Origin of the sequence: Polluticoccus soli (assembly GCF_029269745.1) — a bacterium.
Classification (GTDB): domain Bacteria; phylum Bacteroidota; class Bacteroidia; order Chitinophagales; family Chitinophagaceae; genus Polluticoccus; species Polluticoccus soli.
Map to the genome: position 1 here is coordinate 439,514 of NZ_JARJHT010000003.1, position 20,972 is coordinate 460,485.

General features: G+C 47.8%; 21 protein-coding genes. 11 read left to right on the forward strand and 10 right to left on the reverse strand.

Features of this window, described 5'->3' with window-relative positions; genetic code table 11:
* Positions 1 to 43 precede the first annotated feature (43 nt).
* The 3 genes from P2W83_RS18335 to P2W83_RS18345 all read right to left on the reverse strand — a co-directional run bounded on the left by P2W83_RS18335 (position 44) and on the right by P2W83_RS18345 (position 2,631).
* Positions 44 to 661 (reverse strand): hypothetical protein, encoded by a 618-nt coding sequence (locus P2W83_RS18335; protein ID WP_276135234.1) that lies wholly within the window; start codon positions 659 to 661, stop codon positions 44 to 46.
* A gap of 245 nt (positions 662 to 906) precedes the next feature.
* Positions 907 to 1,098, reverse strand: coding sequence for a hypothetical protein (locus P2W83_RS18340; RefSeq protein WP_276135235.1), 192 nt, complete (start codon positions 1,096 to 1,098; stop codon positions 907 to 909).
* A 354-nt stretch (positions 1,099 to 1,452) separates the two neighbouring features.
* Entirely contained in the window at positions 1,453 to 2,631 is a 1,179-nt protein-coding gene (locus P2W83_RS18345; RefSeq protein ID WP_276135236.1) for an acetyl-CoA C-acyltransferase, read from the reverse strand.
* A gap of 244 nt (positions 2,632 to 2,875) precedes the next feature.
* Here P2W83_RS18345 and P2W83_RS18350 point away from each other — a divergent pair, with 244 nt between their 5' ends.
* Positions 2,876 to 3,637, forward strand: coding sequence for a murein L,D-transpeptidase catalytic domain family protein (locus P2W83_RS18350; protein WP_276135237.1), 762 nt, complete (start codon positions 2,876 to 2,878; stop codon positions 3,635 to 3,637).
* A 4-nt stretch (positions 3,638 to 3,641) separates the two neighbouring features.
* On the opposite strand, the gene P2W83_RS18355 is transcribed toward P2W83_RS18350, so the two are convergent.
* Genes P2W83_RS18355 through trmB form a run of 4 tightly spaced genes read right to left on the reverse strand, consistent with a single transcriptional unit; the run spans position 3,642 to position 6,614 of the window.
* The gene (locus P2W83_RS18355) at positions 3,642 to 5,351 is read right to left on the reverse strand and encodes a L,D-transpeptidase family protein (RefSeq protein ID WP_276135238.1); all 1,710 of its coding nucleotides are present in this window, start codon (positions 5,349 to 5,351) and stop codon (positions 3,642 to 3,644) included.
* A 55-nt stretch (positions 5,352 to 5,406) separates the two neighbouring features.
* Entirely contained in the window at positions 5,407 to 5,757 is a 351-nt protein-coding gene (locus P2W83_RS18360) for an MGMT family protein (RefSeq protein WP_276135239.1), read from the reverse strand.
* Positions 5,729 to 5,938 (reverse strand): C1orf53 family protein, encoded by a 210-nt coding sequence (locus P2W83_RS18365; protein WP_276135240.1) that lies wholly within the window; start codon positions 5,936 to 5,938, stop codon positions 5,729 to 5,731. Before P2W83_RS18365 ends, P2W83_RS18360 begins: the two co-directional genes overlap by 29 nt.
* Positions 5,913 to 6,614, reverse strand: coding sequence for a tRNA (guanosine(46)-N7)-methyltransferase TrmB (gene trmB, locus P2W83_RS18370; RefSeq protein WP_276135241.1), 702 nt, complete (start codon positions 6,612 to 6,614; stop codon positions 5,913 to 5,915). Before trmB ends, P2W83_RS18365 begins: the two co-directional genes overlap by 26 nt.
* A gap of 155 nt (positions 6,615 to 6,769) precedes the next feature.
* On the opposite strand from trmB, the gene P2W83_RS18375 reads away from it, so the two are divergent.
* Both P2W83_RS18375 and P2W83_RS18380 read left to right on the forward strand, forming a co-directional pair.
* Positions 6,770 to 7,612 carry a choice-of-anchor V domain-containing protein gene (locus P2W83_RS18375; protein ID WP_276135242.1) on the forward strand — a complete coding sequence of 281 codons (843 nt, stop codon included), beginning with the start codon at positions 6,770 to 6,772 and terminating at the stop codon, positions 7,610 to 7,612.
* 172 nt (positions 7,613 to 7,784) lie between these two features.
* On the forward strand, positions 7,785 to 8,669 hold the full coding sequence (locus tag P2W83_RS18380) for a choice-of-anchor V domain-containing protein (protein WP_276135243.1): 885 nt from the start codon (positions 7,785 to 7,787) through the stop codon (positions 8,667 to 8,669).
* 66 nt (positions 8,670 to 8,735) lie between these two features.
* Here the strand turns inward: P2W83_RS18380 and P2W83_RS18385 are convergent, their stop codons facing one another.
* Together P2W83_RS18385 and P2W83_RS18390 are read right to left on the reverse strand one after the other, a co-directional pair.
* Positions 8,736 to 9,584 (reverse strand): UbiA family prenyltransferase, encoded by an 849-nt coding sequence (locus P2W83_RS18385; protein ID WP_276135244.1) that lies wholly within the window; start codon positions 9,582 to 9,584, stop codon positions 8,736 to 8,738.
* Positions 9,585 to 9,641: 57 nt separating this feature from the next.
* Positions 9,642 to 11,180 carry an acyl-CoA carboxylase subunit beta gene (locus tag P2W83_RS18390; RefSeq protein WP_276135245.1) on the reverse strand — a complete coding sequence of 513 codons (1,539 nt, stop codon included), beginning with the start codon at positions 11,178 to 11,180 and terminating at the stop codon, positions 9,642 to 9,644.
* A gap of 131 nt (positions 11,181 to 11,311) precedes the next feature.
* Between P2W83_RS18390 and P2W83_RS18395 the strand changes: the two genes are divergently transcribed.
* Genes P2W83_RS18395 through P2W83_RS18410 form a run of 4 tightly spaced genes read left to right on the forward strand, consistent with a single transcriptional unit; the run spans position 11,312 to position 15,847 of the window.
* The gene (locus tag P2W83_RS18395) at positions 11,312 to 11,800 is read left to right on the forward strand and encodes a TlpA family protein disulfide reductase (protein WP_276135246.1); all 489 of its coding nucleotides are present in this window, start codon (positions 11,312 to 11,314) and stop codon (positions 11,798 to 11,800) included.
* Complete coding sequence (locus P2W83_RS18400) at positions 11,800 to 13,989, forward strand: FUSC family protein (protein WP_276135247.1); 2,190 nt, start codon at positions 11,800 to 11,802, stop codon at positions 13,987 to 13,989. The genes P2W83_RS18395 and P2W83_RS18400 overlap by 1 nt, the downstream gene beginning before the upstream one ends.
* A gap of 10 nt (positions 13,990 to 13,999) precedes the next feature.
* On the forward strand, positions 14,000 to 14,587 hold the full coding sequence (locus P2W83_RS18405) for an acyl carrier protein phosphodiesterase (RefSeq protein ID WP_276135248.1): 588 nt from the start codon (positions 14,000 to 14,002) through the stop codon (positions 14,585 to 14,587).
* A gap of 51 nt (positions 14,588 to 14,638) precedes the next feature.
* The gene (locus P2W83_RS18410; protein WP_276135249.1) at positions 14,639 to 15,847 is read left to right on the forward strand and encodes a serine hydrolase domain-containing protein; all 1,209 of its coding nucleotides are present in this window, start codon (positions 14,639 to 14,641) and stop codon (positions 15,845 to 15,847) included.
* A gap of 76 nt (positions 15,848 to 15,923) precedes the next feature.
* Here the strand turns inward: P2W83_RS18410 and guaB are convergent, their stop codons facing one another.
* Complete coding sequence (gene guaB, locus P2W83_RS18415; protein ID WP_276135250.1) at positions 15,924 to 17,393, reverse strand: IMP dehydrogenase; 1,470 nt, start codon at positions 17,391 to 17,393, stop codon at positions 15,924 to 15,926.
* 98 nt (positions 17,394 to 17,491) lie between these two features.
* On the opposite strand from guaB, the gene flxY reads away from it, so the two are divergent.
* The 4 genes from flxY to P2W83_RS18435 all read left to right on the forward strand — a co-directional run bounded on the left by flxY (position 17,492) and on the right by P2W83_RS18435 (position 20,922).
* Positions 17,492 to 18,784 carry a flexirubin biosynthesis putative acyl-CoA ligase FlxY gene (flxY, locus tag P2W83_RS18420; protein ID WP_276135251.1) on the forward strand — a complete coding sequence of 431 codons (1,293 nt, stop codon included), beginning with the start codon at positions 17,492 to 17,494 and terminating at the stop codon, positions 18,782 to 18,784.
* 10 nt (positions 18,785 to 18,794) lie between these two features.
* Positions 18,795 to 19,280, forward strand: a complete 486-nt coding sequence (locus P2W83_RS18425) for a tetratricopeptide repeat protein (RefSeq protein ID WP_276135252.1) — start codon at positions 18,795 to 18,797, stop codon at positions 19,278 to 19,280.
* Positions 19,281 to 19,343: 63 nt separating this feature from the next.
* On the forward strand, positions 19,344 to 20,258 hold the full coding sequence (locus P2W83_RS18430; protein WP_276135253.1) for a DUF6438 domain-containing protein: 915 nt from the start codon (positions 19,344 to 19,346) through the stop codon (positions 20,256 to 20,258).
* A gap of 115 nt (positions 20,259 to 20,373) precedes the next feature.
* Complete coding sequence (locus tag P2W83_RS18435) at positions 20,374 to 20,922, forward strand: REP-associated tyrosine transposase (protein ID WP_276135254.1); 549 nt, start codon at positions 20,374 to 20,376, stop codon at positions 20,920 to 20,922.
* Positions 20,923 to 20,972 lie beyond the last annotated feature (50 nt).

Below are 20,972 nucleotides of genomic sequence, written 5' to 3' on the forward strand. Positions count from 1 at the left end.
CCCGCAAATTGCGGGGCGCTCACTCTATTGACCTACCTGTAAACTATCGTCCGTTCCTCTTATCCAAAATGGCTCCGGTACCCAGACCACCTGCGGCACCAATGATACCACCTATGATCGCACCTTTACCCCTGTTTTGCTTGTTGATGATAGCACCACCAATGGCACCTACACCCGCACCGATTACGGCACCTTTAGCTTTTGCACTCCAGCCTTTCTTAGTTGGCTGTTGTACTGGCGCTGGCGTTTCTACCGGCGTGTACACAGGTTGCGATTGCGTTTGTGTTTGCGCTACAGGGTAGTTGTTGCTACCTGCATTAGAGCTACCTGAGTTATATGTATCGTTGCTGTGTGTAGTACGTGTACGTGCTACTGAACGTGAACGTGTGCTGCGTTTCTTAGCAACGGTGTGTTTACGCGGCGCTACAGATTGTTGCACCTGTGCTGAAGGTATTACCTGTGGCACCACAAACTGTGTGCGTGCTACTTCACTCATCGAGTCGATCACTTGTTTTTTAGCCATCTCAACTTTCATCGAGTCGATCGTCTTTTGCTGCGCTTCAAGAGCAGCGTTCTTTTCTTTTACAGCCGATGTGTTACATGAAGTAACACCTACTAAGGTTACACCTGCTATTGCTAATGTTGTGATGAACTGTTTCATAAGCTTCTAAGTTTTGTTTTGTTCTTTGTTTTCTATGTTGATTAATAAACCTCATCTATTGCGAATACTGTGCCAGTTGCTTCATATAGTATGTTAAAGCGCAGCAGCTGAAACAGTAACGAATAAAGGATTAGACGCAGCAGGATTAAAAGAGTTTAAAGCCCGGCTGTTAAAGAAAACAAAAAGAAAAATGCTATATAATATATGGTATAAGCGTGGAGGTTATTGATGAGCTTGTTTACTCTTTATTCATGGCGACGACGACTTACTTCCTCATAAAGGACCTCTGATGACATTTTTCTGAGCAGGCTGTCTGCCTTGTGTTCAATAAGCCTGGGAAAATTGCGCATCAGGCGGCGACGCATTAATTGCTCTACCACATCGTTATAACAGCCGAAGTGATCGTACAAATCGCCAAAACAATTCATAGGTGCCATTACTGCTGTTATATTATACTGATCCCGTAAAATGATCGCAGACGCAAGTTGCTTGTCTAGTGGCACAAAGTGCACATGATGACATATTTCAGATTGCCGCCTGAATCGTCCTGGAGGGCATGACGTTTCATCGCCTCACACCCCTCAAATTCCGAATATTCTATAAAGGGAAAAAATGGCTTTGATGAGGATGTCTGACAGACAGCCCTGTATGGGTTGAAAGCCAGGAGAAGAATGACGATTGGGATCAGGTGAATACGATTCATAAGAAAGCGTGTTTGAATTTACTCAATTACACGCATAAAAAAACCGCCATCAAACGATGGCGGCTTCAGTATAACTCTCTAATACTAATTACATCTTCTCGATCACCACAGCGCTGGCACCGCCACCGCCGTTGCAGATACCTGCAGCGCCGTATTTAGCGTTGTTTTGCTGCAGCACGTTCACCAGTGTGGTGATGATACGCGCACCACTAGCACCCAGCGGGTGACCCAGAGATACGGCACCACCGTTCACGTTCACTTGCTCTGGTTTCAGTCCCATTTTCTGTGCATTGGCAATACCTACTACGCTGAATGCTTCGTTCAGTTCGAAGAAATTGATATCGCTCATTTTCAAACCTGCTTTTTCAACAGCCTTTGGTACAGCGATAGAAGGTGTAGTAGTGAACCATTCTGGTGCTTGTTCAGCATCAGCATAGCCTTTTATTTTAGCTATTGGCTTTACACCCAGTGCTTCTGCTTTTTCTTTGCTCATCAGTACCAGTGCAGCAGCGCCATCGTTCATAGTAGAAGCGTTAGCAGCAGTTACTGTACCGTCTTTTACAAATGCAGGACGCAGTTCCGGTATCTTCTCGAACTTCACGTTCCAAGGCTCTTCGTCTTTTGCAAATTTGATAGCATCGCCTTTCTTCTGCGGAATTTCAACAGGAACGATCTCGTTGTCGAATTTACCGGCAGTAGCAGCAGCCTGGCTGCGTTTGTAGCTTTCAATAGCAAATGCATCCTGGTCTTCGCGGCTGATGTTGCACTCTTTAGCGCAAAGCTCAGCAGCATTACCCATAGCGTAGTTGTGGTACACATCAGTCAAACCGTCTTTAGCCAGACCATCGATAAATGATGCGTTACCGTATTTATTACCCCAACGCAGTGTGTCGCTATAGAAAGGCACATTGCTCATGCTCTCCATACCGCCTGCTACTACTACATCAGCATCGCCCAGCATGATAGCTTGCGCACCTTGCATGATGGCTTTCATACCACTAGCACATACTTTGTTGATAGTAGTGCAAGGCACGTTGTCAGGAACACCTGCGAAACGAGCAGCCTGGCGTGCAGGAGCTTGACCGAGGTTAGCCTGCAGTACGCAGCCCATCAGTACTTCGTTTACTTCGCTGGCAGCGACACCGGCTTTTTCCAGTGCGCCTTTGATAGCGATAGCACCAAGCTTAGTAGCAGAGAAATCTTTCAGTGATCCACCCCAGCTGCCCATTGGCGTACGAACAGCCGATATGATATATACTTCTTTCATAATCAGTAAATGTCGTTTGAAAAAGACCGCCAAAAGTACGGAAAAAAGGCATTTGCGAAAACTGTCTATAAGCCTGCTCAATATGCATATAAATAATCCCATATGAGGCAATTCTTACACAGCCGGGCTTTTATAAAGGACCTTGCCGTGGGCTGTTAAAACACGGTTAAACAACGCATTATACCTTGGCCACCCTGCCGCTTCTTCGTATCTTCGATGTATTCCAAACCAAACAGAACCGATTATGAAGAAGCTGATCCTGTGTATGTCTGTGGCCTTTACTACTGCGTTTTCGTATAATGTTAATGCGAAGGAAGACGATAATAATGCAAAGAAAGTAGCTTCCGCAGCTGCCTCGACCAATAAAGCTCAAACTATAGATGAATATATCACCTCGGTTTATAACGCGATCGATTTTGGTGGTAAGAAACTAGCGTACGACGTGTTTAAGAAAGCCTATACCGGTTTTTTGAACCTGCGTAGCGCCGGACAGGTGAGTAAGAACATACTGAGTATCGCCGATTTTTCGCAGCCTTCTACTGCTCATCGACTTTGGGTGATCGACCTGGTTTCTAAAAAGCTTTTGATCAATGATTACGTAGCGCACGGCCAGGGCTCGGGCGACCTATATGCGACGAAGTTCTCTAACCAGGCTCAGTCGCACCAGAGTAGTCTTGGTTTTTATATAACCGATGGTACTTATGTTGGTAAGCATGGCACGTCACTGCGCCTGCGTGGTGTAGACCAGGGTTATAATCATTCTGCTATGTCGCGCGCGGTGGTAATACACGGTGCCAACTATGTAAGCAATGATGCTGTGGCCGGTATGGGCCGCCTGGGTCGTAGCTGGGGTTGTCCTGCAGTTTCTAACTCGCTGGCCCCTAAGTTCATCAGCGCCATCAAAGACGGTAGCGTACTGTTCGTATATGCTCCGCAAAAGGACTACCTGTCTAGCTCAACATGGTTGAACAGGGCATGCCAGGTGCCAAATGGCGGTACCCTGTAAGAACTTACTTCTTAGCTACCGTTTCTTTAGGTTGCTCAGTATCGCCTCTCAGCTGGCTAAGCACCTGGGCATCCTTTTCATAAATATCTTTCACAAACCGTACACGTTGGTTATCGCTGTCAAAAACAGTCAGGTAAACAATGTGTACGGCTAATTTTTTCTCCAGGTTCACAAACTTGGTAGACTGCGTACTGATCACAGCAGATATCCGCTCCTGGTCATACTGTTTACCTTCCAGAACACTCAATATGTACTCTGCCATTTCGCGTGGTTTCTGCACACGTATGCAGCCCGAGCTTTTAGCACGGTAAGGCTTATCAAAGTCTTCGCGATGCGGCGTATCATGCAGGTATATATCCCAATTGTTGGGCAGGTTGAATTTCACATTACCCAAGGCATTATGATCGCCCGGCGGCTGACGGAACATGAAGTTTGTTGCATTTGCAGCTGTCACCGATGCAGGGTTTACCCGCTTTCCTTTTTTAGTGTAAGGCACCAGGCGTCGTTCAGCCAGGTAAGCTGCACCACTTTTAGCCAAACCCGGCGCTACGTCTTTCCTTAATATAGTAGGCGGCACACCCCACGATGGATTGAACACTACGTTGGCCATGTTGGCACCTATAGATGGTGTTTTGCGTTCAGGACGACCAACAACAACGTTCATGTGCATCACATCTTCTCCGTCTTTACGTAGGAACAGTTCCATCATCGGCACGTTCACGATCACATACCTGTCTTCAAAGCTTTGCGGCAACCAGCGCAGGCGCTCCATGTTCACATCTATATGGTCAAACACGTCCGTTGGTTCGCCTTTGATCTTTGCCATAGTTTCTTTATCCAGCTTACCGCTTTGTTTCAGCGCATAAAACTTCTGGTATGCTTTGATCTGCGCACTGCGTGTATTGCCTGAATCGGTCTCTGCATTGGCTAACCACGGCATCTCTGTATGAATGATGTACATGCTATAACTATCTACCGGCACGGTATCTGCCACCAGCCCGGCTTTAGCATTGAGGAACTCCTGGTTCTTCAACAGCAGATCATAATGCGCGCGTGTTTCCATCAGCACATTGTACATCGGGATCTTACTGCGATAGCTGGCCAGCGTCGGGTATCTGCCTTGCTGATACAGTTGTTTTATCAGCACAGTATCAGGTCTCCAGGTAGAGTCATTCTTATGGTACCATATTGGGTCTGCTTTCTTTGCAGAGATCCTACCAAACAACAGGTCGTGCGAGGCAGCAAGGTAACTGTGTGTACACGCAGTATCGAACGCCACAACGGTATCCAGGTTAGGTGTCTTGGTTCTATCGAAATAAGTACGTTGTTGTTTCAGGAAAGAAAGGTTGTATTGTTCCGGATCCAGTCCATCCATCCTCAGGTTCTCCAGCTCTTTTATCAGCTCGTCAACATACTTGGTACTGCCATCCTCATCCAGCCACAGGGGGAAGTAATCGTTGGCCTGGTACACATACTGTTGGTATTGTTCAATGTCTTCATGCAGCTTCTCCTTATTCCATGAAGCGCTGTCTATGGGCTTGACATATTTCTTGCTTAGTACCGCTACAAAATCATCCTCGTCAAACTTGGTAGGACCGAATAAACCGCCAGCAGTATCACGCCGCTCACGGCAACTGGTGAAAGCTATTGCTACAAACAGTGCAAATAATGACAAAATCTTGCCCACGGTTCTTCTATTAGTGCTTGTGTTCATACGTAATAATCTTATTCCAAACTCCAAGCTAGAAGTATAAAAACTGTTCCCAGCCCTACCCTAACAGTTCTTTAACAGGGTCCCAGAAACGTTTGTCGAAGTCTAATACTTTGTCTTCCTCAACTTTAATACCCTCTTTTTCCAATAGTTGCTGCATCAGCTCTGGCGGACTGAAATGATGTTTTCCGCTCAGCATTCCGTTTCGGTTCACTACGCGGTGGGCAGGCACTTTGGGTTTTACTCCGCCACAAGAGTTCATGGCATACCCAACCACACGGGCGCCGCTTTTCATACCTATAGCAGCGGCTACTGCACCGTATGTAGTTACTCTGCCTTTGGGCACCGCACGTACTACATCAAAAATTGCATCGTAAATATCATCCTGGTTGGTCGCCTGTTTCTTCATTGCGTTGTCGTTTCAGCAGCAATTGTGTACGCAGTGGTTCGCGTACCCGAATATACTCATAAGGGCAATGCATGCAGCCGTTGCCGCAACAGAAACCGCGGTCGCTTAGATATTTTGCAGTGAACACCAGCCTGCCGTCAGGCAGTATGTAATAATCAATCCCCTCCTTCAGCTGGTTCATCCTTCTCAAATCGTTTCGGGATACTGATGGGCTCTGCGGGCAGCGAGAAGGAAATGAAATAGATAGTGCGCCCTTCTGCCAGGTGCATCTTCTCGTAAAAGGTTTGAATAGCCAGCGGACCCACAGCCTTACCTGTGCCGTAAATGTCTACCAGGTTCTCGTGTATGGTGCAGTTATTCTCAGCTATCGACTCGAGTGTAAAATCGTACAGCTCTTTCGAGTCCGTTTTTAAATTAACACGGCCGCCCGGCTTCATGATCTGCTGGTACAGGTTCAGGAAGCGCGCATGCGTCAGCCTGTTCTTCGAGCGCGACTCGCGCAGGAAGGGATCAGGGAAGATGATCCAGATCTCATCAACTTCGCCCGGAGCGAATTGCTGGTCTATCTGGCCTATATGTATACGAAGGAAACCTACGTTCGTCAGCCCTTCTGTCAATGCTATTTTGGCACCGTTGTAGATACGGTTGCCTTTTATATCTACGCCAATGAAGTTGCGGTCTTTGTGCTCGCGGCCCAGGTTTACGCTATACTCTCCTTTACCACATGCCAGCTCCAGCGTTATGGGGTTATTGTTCTTGAAATGCTCATGCCATTTACCCTTCATTCCCTCGGGTTTCTGCAGCACGTTGCTGAAGTTATTGATAGCGTTGAACCTGATTAATTTCTTGTGCCCCATAATGGCCGCAAAGATAGGCAGCAATTTGTACCCTTAAACGGCTAAACTGTCCTGTTTTAACATCAAGGTTTTCATTATGTTGCAAAAAAATTACTTGCGTGCTTAAATAATATTCTCTTAAATTCAATTTTCGTCCATTTAAACATCCAACTTTTATGAAGCAAAAACTTTTACTTTTTTCTCTTTCTTCAGCCTTGGCAGCGATCACGCTGTCGAGCTATAACTCTGGTCCCGCCAGTGCCCTGGGCTCGCAAGGCCTGCGCACGGGCAGCAATGGCAAAACCTGTGCAGAAGCCAGCTGCCACGGCACAGCCTCTGCAAGCACTGCAGTATCGATCAAACTCACCGATGTAGGCACCAGCCAGGTGGTGACCGATAACAAGTACAAACCACTGCGCACGTACGATGTAGAGCTTACAGTTTCTAATACGGCATTCTCAAATTTCGGTTTCCAGGCCGAGGTAGCTAACAGCAGCGGCGCCAGCGTGGGTGCACTAACAGCAGGCACAGGACAACACGTAGCAACCGTGGGCACTAAAAAAGTAGTGGAACACACTAACCGTATTTCAGGTAGCATTACACACTTCACCTGGGTATCACCAGCAGCAGATGCCGGCACTGTTACCTTTTACATAGCTGCCAACTCGGTGAACGGCAATGGCAACACAGGTGGCGACGTTCCAAGCCTGCCATTCACGGCTACTTTTGCTGAGAACAATACTTCAGTAGCTGAGCTGGCGCAAAATGTTTCCGTTAATGCCTACCCTAACCCGCTGCACAGCGATATGCTGCACCTGACTTTGGAAGATGCAAGCACAGGCGACTACACTGTATCAGCATTTGATCTGTCTGGCCGTAAGCTAACTGAGCAGTCAGCATCAGTTACAAGCAGCAAAGCAGAGATAAGCATTAACACTGCCAGCTGGCCCGCAGGTCTGTATCATGTACAGCTGAGCAAGGACGGTGCGCAGAAGATGATCCCGGTGATCAAGTACTAATCGCTACACATAAAGATTTAAAGCCCCGCAATGCGGGGCTTTTTTATTACCAATAACATACACATTTCATAAATCCCTGCTTTTATGATATAAAAAAATAATTTGCAATTAATACTAATGTGTGTTATCTTACTTAACGAATCATTATCATTTAAATCTTAAAGCGTCCTCTATGAAGAAAAAAATTCTACTCTTTTCTGTTACGGCAGGAATGCTTTCTCTAGCCTTATTGAGCAACAATGCTGGCCCTGCGGCTTCTAACCCTCCTTCAGACGGCAACAGGACCGGGGCTTTTACTGCTACCTGCGCAGCGCCGGGTTGTCACACCAGTAATACCTCAACAGTTGGCAGCTTCAAAAAGATAGTGGATAAAACCAATGGATGGGACGTTACGGGATTCGGCTATGTAGAAGGTCACACCTATACCGTAACACTGGAGGGCACCAACACTGCGATGGACTACTTTGGCTTTCAGGCATGTGCTATTTATGAAGCCAACCAGGGCAATGCCGGAACGCTCATAGCGACTGCCGCACAAACTGCGGTACGCTCAACCAAACCTACGATTGCCCCTGACACAATTAAAGTGGTAGAACACACCGGTAAGATCCTCTCTTCAACCGGGCTGTTGAATGTAAATTTTGACTGGGCAGCACCTCCTTTGGGCAGCAATAAAGGCGCCGTAAGGTTCTGGGGTATCGTAAATGCCGTAGACAACAATACGATGCAAACAGGCGACCAGGTCAGTGCGCCGTTTCAGAAACAGTTTACAAATGTAACTTCGGTTGAGGATCTGCAGACGACGCCTAATGTGAAGATATGGCCCAACCCGCTGGTAGGCGGCGATCGCCTGAAGATAGAACTGAAGAATGCGCCAACATCGCAGTACACCATCACTGCTTTCGATATGAGCGGACGCAAACTGTTCACAGAAGTATATTCATCCAACACCATACCTTTTGAATACAATACTTCTGACTGGGCACCGGGTTTTTACCATATCCAGATCCGCAACAACGAGGGAATGACACACACGACGCCGCTGATAAAATACTAGAAATACTTGGGCACATAGGGTAAATGAAACAACCACAACGCCACCGCAGAGCGGTGGCGTTTCTATTTAATTCAGTAGCAGTAATACACCGTATAGCAGCATCATCCCATCTACGAGTCCGAGATAGACCCTGTCGGAAGGATGGGTCTTTGAGTAATGGATGACATACTTGGTGGCAATAGCGGCGGCCACTTCGCCGGCCAAACGCGAGGGAATGGGATAATGCACATATTGAAACACGCACAGCAGTACGAACAATAGCAGAGTCGCATCCATAAGGTGGTAGCTGTTCTTTACCCCTATCAGGTTAGGCAGTGTTGCTATCCCCGACTCGAGGTCGGTTTGCATATCACGGATATCAAATGCCACACAAAGCGTGAACATGAACACGAAGCGTATCACTATCTCGAACGGGTAACCGGTCAACGGCACCTCCCAGTAAAGCATGGGCAGCACGCTGGTCACAATGGTCCATACAAGGGTCAGCACGGTTATCTTCACCCAGCCAAATTCACGTATCCTGCGCTTGTCTTTAAACGGCAGCAACGGCAGCGAATACGCAAACGAGAGAAAAGCAAGCACACCACAGCCCACCAGTATCTGCCAGTTCACAAAGAAGATACTGACGAAACAACCTAAGAATCCAATGCTGAACATGACCCGGTGCCACAACATATGGAACTGCGACCAGGCAAAACGATCAGACAAGGCGGGAGTGGAACGTTTAACGATGTAGTGCACGTTGTACACCATCAGCGTGCTGCCAAATACCAGGACGTGCAGTGCGCTAAATAGTGAAGGCACCTCCCCGAGTATCAGCCTTTCGGTAGCCATGCACATCGCTACCGCACAGCAGCCCGCAAAAAAGCTGGTGTACAGTATCCAGCTCAGGAATGTATCGGCAACTTTCTTCACCTAAAAACAAAAGTACGGCGCAGGGCCGTACTTCGTTATATAAAGTTCAATTGTTGCTTACAGCGGTATGTTGCCATGCTTGCGCTTAGGTAGGTTCACCACTTTATGCTCCAGCATCTTAAAGGCTTTAATAAGTTTGCTGCGCGTTTGCGACGGCAGGATCACTTCATCTATAAAACCACGTGCGGCAGCACCGTATGGATTAGCGAATTTATCTGTGTATTCCAGCTCTTTCTCTTTCCACTTGGCTTCGTGGTCAGTCGCTTCTTTGATCTCTTTTTTGAAGATGATCTCCGCAGCCCCCTTGGCACCCATTACCGCGATCTCCGCTGTAGGCCATGCATAGTTCAGGTCAGCACCGATGTGTTTAGAGTTCATCACGTCGTACGCGCCGCCATAAGCTTTACGGGTAATAACCGTGATCTTTGGAACGGTTGCTTCGCTGAGCGCGTACAGCAGCTTCGCACCATTGGTGATGATACCGTGCCACTCCTGGTCGGTACCCGGCAGGAAGCCCGGTACATCTACCAGCACTAACAACGGAATATTGAACGCATCGCAGAAGCGTACAAAACGTGCGCCCTTCTTGCTCGAGTTGATATCGAGTACACCTGCAAGACTTGCTGGCTGGTTGGCCACGATACCTATGCTGCGGCCGGCTATGCGTGCAAAGCCTACCACAATATTCTCAGCATATTCTTTATGCACTTCCAGGAAAGAATCAGCATCTACTACTTCTTCTATCACTTCCTTGATATCATAAGGCTGGTTAGGATTTTCCGGGATGACGCTATCCAGCTTCGCCCTTGTTTCATCAGCCAGTTCGTAAGGATATACAGGAGCGTCTTCTTCGCAGTTCTGCGGCATATAGCTCAGCAGTTGCTTGATGCGTTCGATACATTCTACTTCATTAGCCAGCGCAAAATGCGTCACGCCCGATTTTGATGCGTGTGTATGCGCACCACCCAGTTCTTCGCTGGTTACGGTTTCATGCGTTACGGTCTTCACCACGTTTGGTCCGGTAACGAACATATAAGACGTGTTCTCCACCATCATGATAAAATCTGTAATGGCAGGAGAATACACTGCACCACCGGCACACGGGCCCATGATGGCAGATATCTGCGGCACCACACCAGATGCTTTTACGTTGCGGTAAAATATATCGGCATAACCACCCAGCGATACCACGCCTTCTTGTATACGTGCACCACCGCTATCGTTCAGCCCTATCACCGGCGCGCCATTTTGCATCGCCAGGTCCATGATCTTGCAAATCTTTTCAGCGTGTGTTTCAGACAAGCTACCACCAAACACGGTAAAGTCTTGCGAGAACACATATACCAGCCTGCCATTGATGGTTCCGTAACCTGTTACCACACCATCGCCCATGTACACTTCGTTCTCCATACCAAAGTCGCGGCTGCGGTGAGTAACCAGCATGCCTATCTCTTCAAACGAACCTTCGTCCAGCAGCAGTGTTAAACGCTCACGTGCAGTGAGTTTGCCTTTTTTATGTTGCGCCTCTATACGTTTGGCGCCGCCACCCAGCATAGCCTGGTCGGCTTTTTGTTTTAATAAGGCTGTTTTATCCATATTAATTTTTGAAAATCAGCAACAAACCTAAAGCAAAAGCCCGATAAGTATAGATTTTTTAGGACAGTTTTAAATAAAAGATATATTGTTACGATTGCCAGAATAATAACTTTACTCTACAATAGATTTTTATGAAGAAACTCCTCGGCATACTGTCATTGATAATGATCACCTCTGCAGCACGCGCGCAGAACATACCTGAGTTTAAAGTAGATGACCTGTTGAAACGCTACAGCAGCGCCGATACCTTATATATAGTGAACTTCTTCGCCACCTGGTGCGGCCCTTGCATGAAGGAGATGCCCGAGTTCGACCATATGGCTGATGCGTACAAGGACAAGCCGGTGAAGGTATTGCTGGTGAGTGTTGACTTCCCTAAAGACTACCCGAAGAAACTCGTTGCCTTTGCAAAAAAGCGCAAGCTACAGCACGAGTTGATGTGGCTGAACGAAAGCGATGCCAACTACTTCATCCCTAAGATCGACAACCGCTGGCAAGGTTCTATTCCGGCTACACTGATAGTGAACAATAAAACTGAATACAAAAACTTCTTCGAGGGCATGATATCTGCAAAACAATTGCAGGTGCTGATAGATAAACAACTCGCTCTGAATTATTAATGCGCTTACCGAATCCATACGAGCAGCTACACAAATTAATAGAACAGGAAACTCTTGAACCCACTTTCAGCTGGGGAATGCGGCTGGCTATTGCCACCACAGTTCCACTGATATTTGGCCTTGCCACAGGACATATTGTGGAAGCCAGTTGGGTATCGCTGACAGCCGAGGCCATTTGCTGGGTAGAGCTGCGTGGATCGTTTTCGCAGGGTGCAAGAGTGCTATTTGGCGGGGCTGTGCTCGCAGTCTTATTTGCCGCCCTCGGTAGCATCACGGGCAATAATGTATGGATAGGAACGCTGGCTATGCTGGCCGTGGGTTTTCTTTCTGGCCTGTTCCGCAACCTGGGCGACCGCGGACAAGGTCTTTCGGTGACCGTATTCCTGATGTTCATATTCACCAATGCCTTCCCCACAGCATCGGCGCACGACCTGGTGACGAGGCTCAACCTCGTGTGTATAGGCGGAGCATGGAATGCATTGGTAGGTTTGTTCATCCTCATGTTCATGCCTGCACGCGAGCCTTACCGTCGCTCGATTGCATTGATATGGAAAGCGAACGCACAGCTGATAGTTACCGTGGCCAAAGGCTGGGATGGCATGTCGGCCCGCAGCACTATCAGGAAAATATATCTTAAAGAACAAGTGGTACGTGCAGCTATCGACCAGTCGCTGCACTTTTACGGCACTACGGCCCACCAGGCCAAAGCCGACGATAGAGACTACCCGCTGGCGCAGCTGCGCAAAGCCACGGCACTCGTAGGCACACACATCATCGCCATCAGCGATGAGCTGGATAATGTAAGCCGCCGCGACGTGCCCAACGAAGTAAGACTGAAACTATACGCAGTATTCAACGCCCTGCAGCAAACGCTCGACAGGATGGCGGTATATGTTATCACGTTAAAGCCTGAAGAAGAGTTGTTGCTTTCGTCGCGCCTCACGCGTCTTAATAAACTCATCGTGCTACTGCGCGAAGAACCTTTGGAAGAAGACAACGCACAGAACATCGCCATACGCCGGGCGATACAGCTAACCGAGCGTGCTGTGCGCCTGATAGAAAGCTCTATCGGCAGGCTGGAAGAAATGGGCGATGATGAATCGGTGTTCCGTTCTTACTCGCTCATCAAAACTTTATTGGTGCTGCATCCTAAGCACTGGATACGCAATCTGCAGCTGCTGTTCAACCTCAATACGTTTACGGCACGCTATGCACTGCGTACAGGCGCAGGTGCAGCCATAGGTCTGTTCGTTGCACAGTGGTTCGAAATTGAGCGCGGCTACTGGATACCGCTTACAGCTATGATCGTGATGCAGCCGTACTTTGGTGCCACTATCAAGAAAGGCTTCCAGCGCATATTAGGTACTGTGACGGGTAGTATTGCCGGTGGTCTATTGCTACGCATACCAGCAGGCCTTTACCTTAAAGAAGTCATCCTATTCATCTGCCTGGTGCTGATGGTGTATTATATACGCAAGCGCTATTCTGTTGCAGCATTCTTTGTTACAGTCAGCCTGGTGCTCATGTTCAACTTCGAGGCCTCAGCCGATGATCACCTGCTAGTGACACGTACGCTTTGCACCATTGCAGGCTCTGCCGTGGCCATCATTGCCGGCTTTGCCCTGCTACCGCACTGGGATAAGAAATGGCTGCCGCTGCACCTGGCCAACGCTATCAACAGTAATTACCACTACTTCCTCGCTACCTTCTTCAGTCACGACGGCAACCCCAACTGGACACGCAACAAGCGCAATGCCGAATCGAAGAACAGCAATGCATTCGATTCATTCAACCGTTTTATGCAGGAGCCTACGCTGCACAAGAAGAACTACGCGATCTACTACCACCTCATCACACATAGCGTGCGCCTTACCCGCGAGCTCAACAATATCAACCTCGAGCAGGAATCGCGCAAGAACCCCAGCGAGGCAACAGAGACACATACAGAGGCGCTCAACCAATGCCTGCTGTGGTTCAATAAGAACCTACTGCTGGCACAAAAAATAGATCCCAACAACAAGACAAGGATCAAAGTACCTGCCCCAACTTTCAAGTACCCATACGCACTCACCGTGCACCAGATGGTGTATGTGGAAAAAATGCTCATCGAGCTAAAAGCGATGAACCAGAACCTGCACGAACTTACCGACAGGCAACCTCAGCCCGCGAAATTGGTTCCAACTTCGTAGTTTTAGCCGCATGAACTACCTGGGACATGCATTTCTATCGTTTGGAGATGCAGAGATACTTACAGGCAACATGATCGGCGATCATGTAAAAGGTAAGCTGGCGCTAGATAAATTTCCCGAAGGCATTAAGAAAGGGATACTGCTGCATCGCAAGATAGACAGCTTTGCAGATGTGCATCCCGCTACGCTGAGAGGCAAACTATGGTTTCGCGAAGACTATGGTTTGTATGCCGGCGCTATAATGGATACGGTGTTCGATCACTACCTGGCCAATGATGCCAAACACTTCAATTCAGAAAAGGAGCTGCTGAACTTTACACAGCAGACCTATAAAACACTGGAACAAAACAGCCAATGGTTTCCAGAAAGTTTTGCTACATACTTCCCTTACATGCAGCAGCATAACTGGCTGTATAATTACCGCACACTGCAGGGAATAAACAAGTCGATGAACGGACTCAACAGGCGTGCGCAACACATGCCGCCGGTTGAAAAAGCTTATGAAATTTTTGTAACCAACTATTATCAACTGGCACAGTGTTATTATGAATTGATCGACGACGTGGTTAGTTTTGTTAAAGTTGAGTTAACCCTTTAGTCTGGCTTAGATGCAATTTTATTTTTGCAACACTCGATAAGTCTAAGAACAATGCGCAAGTATTTTTTTCCATATATAGCCACCGCACTCCTACTATCCTTGCTATTTATAGCATGCAACAGCAACCCGCAACCTGCTGTTGGTAAACCATTAATGCCGGAGCCGGACGAACCTACCAAGGTGTTGCCCAGCTCACCGCTGCAGTATGCAGATACTACTAAACCTGAATACAGGGCGATCGTTGAAAGGCTGGATAATTTCTTCCGTCGCTATGCGAGTACAGGCTTCAATGGTAGTGTGTTAGTAGGTCAAAATGGTAAGGTTTTGTACGAAAGGTATTTTGGTATGGCCAACCGTGAAACTGGCCTGAAACTGCTGCCTAACAGCGCAGTGCAGCTGGCTTCTGTATCTAAAACTTTTACGGGCACGGCAGTACTCTATTTACACCAGCACAACTTCATCAACATCAACCACCCGGTGCAGGAATACCTGCCTACCTTCCCTTATCCCAACATTACGGTAAAGATGCTGCTGTGTCACCGCTCAGGCTTACCAGATTATTATAAATGGATACCGGCCTATAGGAAAGACCAGAAAACGCCGATCAATAACAACCAGATGCTCGACTATTTCATCAAGTTCAAACCGGGACTCGAGTTCAGGCCTGACGCGCGTTTCAAATATAGCAACAGCAACTTCGCCTTCCTCGCGCTGATCATAGAAGCAGCTACAGATATGAGCTATCCTGATTTTATGCGCAAGTTCATATTTGAACCGCTGGGTATGAAGAATACCTTTGTGTTTGAAGCTGAGAAAGGCTTGCCTGCAACGGCTACCATCAGCTACAGGCCCAACTGGGTACGCGACCCGGTAATGTTTGCCGACGGCGTAGATGGTGACAAAGGTATTTACAGCACGGTAGAAGACATGTACCGCTGGGATCAATCTTTCTACAGCCACTTACTCCTCAACAAAGAAACTATTGATATGGCCTATGCCCCTTACTCGTTCGAGAAAGGTGGTAAGAAGAACTACGGCCTCGGCTGGCGTATGATCAACAATCCCGGCAAAGAGCGCGTGATCTATCACAACGGCTGGTGGCATGGCAACAATACCGTGTTCTACCGCTTTGTAGAGCAGAACTTCACCATCATCATGCTGGGCAATAAATACAACACCAGTATCTACAAACAAGCGCCAGTAGTGTACAGCCTTGTGAAGGGCATGGAAACAAGCGGCGATTTTGAATCGGAAGAATAGCTGATTGAGTTTTATATAAATGAAAAGCCCCGTAGTTACGGGGCTTTTTTATTGATACGTCACTACACGTATATGGTTAACGGCTATAGTTAGGAGCCTCTTTTGTGATCACGATATTGTGCGGGTGGCTTTCTGCCATACTAGCAGATGTGATGCGTACGAACTGTGCATCGTCCTGCAGCGCTTTGATGTCTTTACAACCTGTAAGACCCATACCTGCACGCAAGCCGCCTACAAACTGTTGTATCACTTCGTTCACCATGCCTTTGTAAGGTACACGGCCAACGATACCTTCCGGCACCAGTTTCTTCGCATCAGCTTCGCCTTCCTGGAAGTAGCGGTCTTTAGAACCTTCCTGCATAGCTTCCAGAGAGCCCATACCACGATAGCCTTTGAATTTACGGCCTTCGTAGATGATAGTTTCACCAGGGCTTTCTTCAGTACCGGCGAAGATAGAACCCGCCATGATGCACGATGCACCTGCAGCGATGGCTTTCACCATGTCGCCTGTATAACGGATACCACCATCGGCGATAACCGGGATGCCGCGGCGTTTCAGTGCGCTGGCTGCTTCCATAATAGCGGTAAGCTGTGGAGCGCCTGCACCTGTTACGATACGCGTGGTACAGATAGAACCCGGACCTACACCTACCTTCACCGCATCAGCACCTGCATCGGCCAGGGCCTTTGCACCTTCTGCAGTAGCTACGTTACCACCTATTATGGGGATAGTTTTGAAGGCTTTCTTTACGCGGGCCATAGCTTCCAGCACGCCTTTTGAGTGACCGTGCGAGCTATCCAGCACCAGTACGTCAACACCCGCAGCTTTCAGCGCTTCGGCGCGTTCCATAGTATCTTTAGTGATACCGATAGCAGCACCTACCAGAAGGCGGCCTGTGCTGTCTTTGGCAGCCATAGGGTGGCTCTTCAGGTTCTGCACATCGCGGAAGGTAATGAGGCCTATCAGTTTGCCCTTCTTATCTACTATCGGCAGCTTCTCGATCTTGTATTCTTCAAGGATACCTTCTGCCTTGCCCATGCTGGTACCTGCCGATGCAGTAACCAGGTTCTCGCGGGTCATCACTTCGCTCACTTTACGTTTCAGGTTCTTCTCAAAGCGTAGATCACGGTTGGTAAGGATACCTACTAATAAATGATTAGCATCTACAATGGGAATACCACCTATGCGGTTCTCACGCATTACCCTCAGCGCTTCGCCTACAGTAGCTTCAGCACGCAGGGTGATCGGGTCAACGATCAGGCCGCTTTCACTACGTTTCACCTTACGCACATGCTCTGCCTGGCGTTCCACACTCATATTCTTGTGCAGGATACCGATACCGCCTTCGCGGGCCAGCGCAATAGCCAGGTTAGCTTCCGTAACGGTATCCATTGCAGCGGATGCCATTGGAACATTCAGGCGTATGTCTCTTGTTAATTGGGTAGCTAAACTTACCTCGTTGGGCAATACTTCGGAGTAGGAAGGCACAAGGAGCACATCATCAAATGTGAGGCCTTCGCCGTAGAACTTGGATTTTGCAGCCATGTGCAAAGATATGGCGGCAATTTGAAAAATGAAAAATTGGTTTTTGATATAGGTGAATAGGTGTATTCCTTGTACTTTGGCCTAAACTTTCACAGGGCATGAACTTCCATCCCCGGTTGGCTTTCGAGCCGCTGAGCACGCAAAACGACTACCAGGCAAAGGCCCTGCGGCAGCTGCTGGAGTATGCCCGCGACCGCTCCCCTTTCTACCAAAAACTGTTCAGCGAACATAAAATCAATATTGATAATATCAAATCAGTACGCGACCTGGAGTTCCTGCCTACTACCAGTAAAATGGATATGCAGGAGCACAACTGGGATTTTCTCTGCGTGCCCGATCATGAAATAAAAGAATACACCGCCACCAGCGGTACGCTCGGCAAACCAGTTACCATTGCCCTGACCGAGAACGACCTGCAACGCCTTGCTTATAACGAACACCAGTCTTTCCTCTGTGCTGACGGCAAGCCCACCGATGTCTACCAGCTCATGCTGACACTCGACAGGCAGTTCATGGCGGGTATGGCTTACTACTCTGGCCTACGCCAAATGGGCGCAGCGCTAGTGCGTACAGGACCGGGGTTACCCTCTATGCAATGGGATACCATCAACCGCTTGCAAAGCAACAGCATCGTAGCCGTTCCTTCATTCATGCTGAAGCTGATAGAACATGCGCAGGAAAATCAAATAGACCTGAAACATACACCAGTGCACAAAGCAGTGTGCATAGGCGAAAGCATACGTGCGGCAGATTTTGAATTGAACACACTAGGCCAGCGCATCTACGATCAGTGGCCTATCAAGTTTTATAATACCTACGCATCTACCGAGATGCAGACGGCCTTTACCGAATGCACACACGGCATGGGCGGCCACGAGCAACCCGACCTGGTGATCATGGAGATAGTGGATGACCACGGCAAAGCGATGCCACCTGTTAGCTATGGCGAAGTGACCATTACTACACTGGGCATAGAAGGCATGCCGCTGATACGTTACCGCACGGGTGATATTGCCTGCTACTACGATAGCCCCTGTGCCTGCGGGCGCATGTCGCGGAGGCTGAGCCCGGTGCTGGGCCGTAAGCAGCAAATGATCAAATACAAAGGCACCACCATTTATCCTCCTGCCATCTTTGATATACTGAACGAGATACCGTTTGTGCAGGAGTACGTGATAGAGGTCTTTACCAACGACCTCGGCACCGACGAACTGAAGCTACACCTGCACACGCTACTGCCCGTTGATGATGCGGAACGAAAACTAAAACCCATACTGCAAGGCAAACTGCGCGTATCTCCGCTGCTGCACTTCCACTCAAGCGCCGAAATGCTGCAAATGCAATTTCCTACAGGGAGTAGAAAGCAAGTGAAGTTTGTGGATAATAGGTAAATTAGATACTATGAGTTCAAAAGTTCCAATTGCAAAAAACGAATTCGCATGGATATCACTTGCACCCCAACTTACCGTTTGCGGAATATTGGTCTATATATTCTGGCTGCTCACTCATGACCTACCAATATCCATGATGATTTCCGGCATAGCATTCTACTGTCTTTCACTAGCTATGCGCGCTGTATTAATAGCTGACCACAAAAAGGGATTTAAACTGATAACTGCGGGAAATTTCGAAGCTGCCATTCCTTATATAGAAGCTAGCTTGAAACATCTAACGCGCAATACCTGGATAGACAAATACCGCTATGTGGCACTAACATCTTCGCGTCGCACATTCAGAGAAATGGATTTGTGCAACATAGCATTTTGTTATAGCCAGCTTGGCAACCTGGAAATGTGTAAACAATATTATCAGCAAGCAATGGACGAATATCCCAATAGCACTATTGCTTCAACTGCCCTGCGCTTTATAACGACTACTGGCGCCTAACCGCCGCCAGTCTGCGACTGGTGGCAATAAATAACCCAAGTTTGTACCTTCAGGAAACCAACTATGAAAAACTATATCCTCGTCATTCTGTTCTTCTGCGCAAACACCTGTTGGGGTAATGCTATAGACAAGATCAGGTCAAAAGATGATGTGATCTCTTTTATTGGCAGTCATCCGGAACTAAACGCTTCCATTGATACCTACTACCTGTTTCGCCATACTGGCAGTGAACCCGACAGCTTCTTCAAGATCGACATAGACAAAAACGGCCGGACGGACCTCCTCATCCAGGGCTATGAATTTTTGGTGGTTTTAGATAAAGGTCGCAACAACTACGACCTGCTCGAAGCTATGGGCGGTAACTTCACCCTAAAACAGATTGACACATCAAATGCAGACATCAGATTTAAAGTAGAAGCAAAAACCTGGCTCGAAAACAATCGAACCCGCATCTATGATACGGTCTTAACTTACAAATTCGGATACCTGACCGAATATTCGGCTAAGCCTGCAACCCATTCTATAGGCAAGATCGAGTACACAAAGGAAGGTGGATTTGGAGCGAGCAATCCTCTGCCCGGCGCAACAGTTTCACCCGATGGGACTATCACATTCTATACAGCTGAATTCCAAAACAACAATGTCTTCATGATGAGAAGCAGTCGCAAATTATCCGCAACTGAGCTTAGCGATCTTCACGATCTCATCAACTATATCGACCTACCTGCATTACCTAACGAATACGGCGCGCCGGTATTAGACGTTGGGCATACTTTTTTAAGGGTTGAGCATGAAGGCGGTACAACAGAAATTATTGCACATGGCGGCACAGGCACTGCTGGACTTGGGGCTTTATCGACAATGCTCCAGGACTTTTTCAAAGTATGCCAGTTGAAAAAAATCAGGCTGACAAAAGAAGAAGAACGGGCATTTTTCGGAATGTCTGTACCGCAGCCTTCTTATGATGGCAAGAAATAGCAACAGTTTCTTCCTAAAAAGACCCGCTCCCGCCACTCTTCCAAACCACAAGAACGCTGCCGCCAGTCTGCGACTGGTGGCAATAAATAACCCAAGTTTGTAACTTGAGGACACTATGAGCAGAAACTACAAGATACACGACCAGCAAGGTGTGTATTTTATCACCTTCACTATCGTAAGCTGGATCGACGTGTTTACCCGTCCGCTTTATAAAGACCTGTTTTTGGAAAGCGTGCAGTACTGCCAGGAAAATAAAGGCTTCAAAGTGCATGCATACTGCATCATGACCAACCATGTACACTTCATAGCCAGCGCAGAAAACAACAAACTATCCGACATCATCAGCGACCTGAAAAAATTCACCAGCAAAAAGATCATCAGCGAAATAGACCTAAACATCCAGGAATCGAGAAAGTCATGGATGATGTCGATATTCCGCAACGCCGGGGCATATAACCGTAACAATGAGCAATACCAATTCTGGCAACAACACAACCACCCGATAGAATTATACACCGGTCCCGTCATTCAGCAGAAACTCTATTACATACATAATAATCCCGTTGTAGCCGGTTACGTTGTTGATGCTGAAAACTATCCCTACAGCAGTGCACACGATTATGCGGGCGGCAAGGGCAAATTGAAAATTGATCTATTGTATTGATTCGCCAGTTTCAAACTGGCTTGATATATAGCCACAAGTCGCAGACTTGC

Coding starts and splice junctions, on each gene's coding strand:
- P2W83_RS18380 (WP_276135243.1), top strand. CDS start 7,785: ATGAAGAAAAAAATTCTACTCTTTTCTGTTACGGCAGGAATGCTTTCT.
- P2W83_RS18355 (WP_276135238.1), bottom strand. CDS start 5,351: ATGAACACAAGCACTAATAGAAGAACCGTGGGCAAGATTTTGTCATTA.
- P2W83_RS18375 (WP_276135242.1), top strand. CDS start 6,770: ATGAAGCAAAAACTTTTACTTTTTTCTCTTTCTTCAGCCTTGGCAGCG.
- P2W83_RS18390 (WP_276135245.1), bottom strand. CDS start 11,180: ATGGATAAAACAGCCTTATTAAAACAAAAAGCCGACCAGGCTATGCTG.
- P2W83_RS18410 (WP_276135249.1), top strand. CDS start 14,639: ATGCGCAAGTATTTTTTTCCATATATAGCCACCGCACTCCTACTATCC.
- P2W83_RS18365 (WP_276135240.1), bottom strand. CDS start 5,938: ATGAACCAGCTGAAGGAGGGGATTGATTATTACATACTGCCTGACGGC.
- P2W83_RS18425 (WP_276135252.1), top strand. CDS start 18,795: ATGAGTTCAAAAGTTCCAATTGCAAAAAACGAATTCGCATGGATATCA.
- P2W83_RS18430 (WP_276135253.1), top strand. CDS start 19,344: ATGAAAAACTATATCCTCGTCATTCTGTTCTTCTGCGCAAACACCTGT.
- guaB (WP_276135250.1), bottom strand. CDS start 17,393: ATGGCTGCAAAATCCAAGTTCTACGGCGAAGGCCTCACATTTGATGAT.
- P2W83_RS18405 (WP_276135248.1), top strand. CDS start 14,000: ATGAACTACCTGGGACATGCATTTCTATCGTTTGGAGATGCAGAGATA.
- P2W83_RS18335 (WP_276135234.1), bottom strand. CDS start 661: ATGAAACAGTTCATCACAACATTAGCAATAGCAGGTGTAACCTTAGTA.
- flxY (WP_276135251.1), top strand. CDS start 17,492: ATGAACTTCCATCCCCGGTTGGCTTTCGAGCCGCTGAGCACGCAAAAC.
- P2W83_RS18395 (WP_276135246.1), top strand. CDS start 11,312: ATGAAGAAACTCCTCGGCATACTGTCATTGATAATGATCACCTCTGCA.
- P2W83_RS18400 (WP_276135247.1), top strand. CDS start 11,800: ATGCGCTTACCGAATCCATACGAGCAGCTACACAAATTAATAGAACAG.
- P2W83_RS18435 (WP_276135254.1), top strand. CDS start 20,374: ATGAGCAGAAACTACAAGATACACGACCAGCAAGGTGTGTATTTTATC.
- P2W83_RS18345 (WP_276135236.1), bottom strand. CDS start 2,631: ATGAAAGAAGTATATATCATATCGGCTGTTCGTACGCCAATGGGCAGC.
- P2W83_RS18340 (WP_276135235.1), bottom strand. CDS start 1,098: ATGGCACCTATGAATTGTTTTGGCGATTTGTACGATCACTTCGGCTGT.
- P2W83_RS18360 (WP_276135239.1), bottom strand. CDS start 5,757: ATGAAGAAACAGGCGACCAACCAGGATGATATTTACGATGCAATTTTT.
- P2W83_RS18350 (WP_276135237.1), top strand. CDS start 2,876: ATGAAGAAGCTGATCCTGTGTATGTCTGTGGCCTTTACTACTGCGTTT.
- trmB (WP_276135241.1), bottom strand. CDS start 6,614: ATGGGGCACAAGAAATTAATCAGGTTCAACGCTATCAATAACTTCAGC.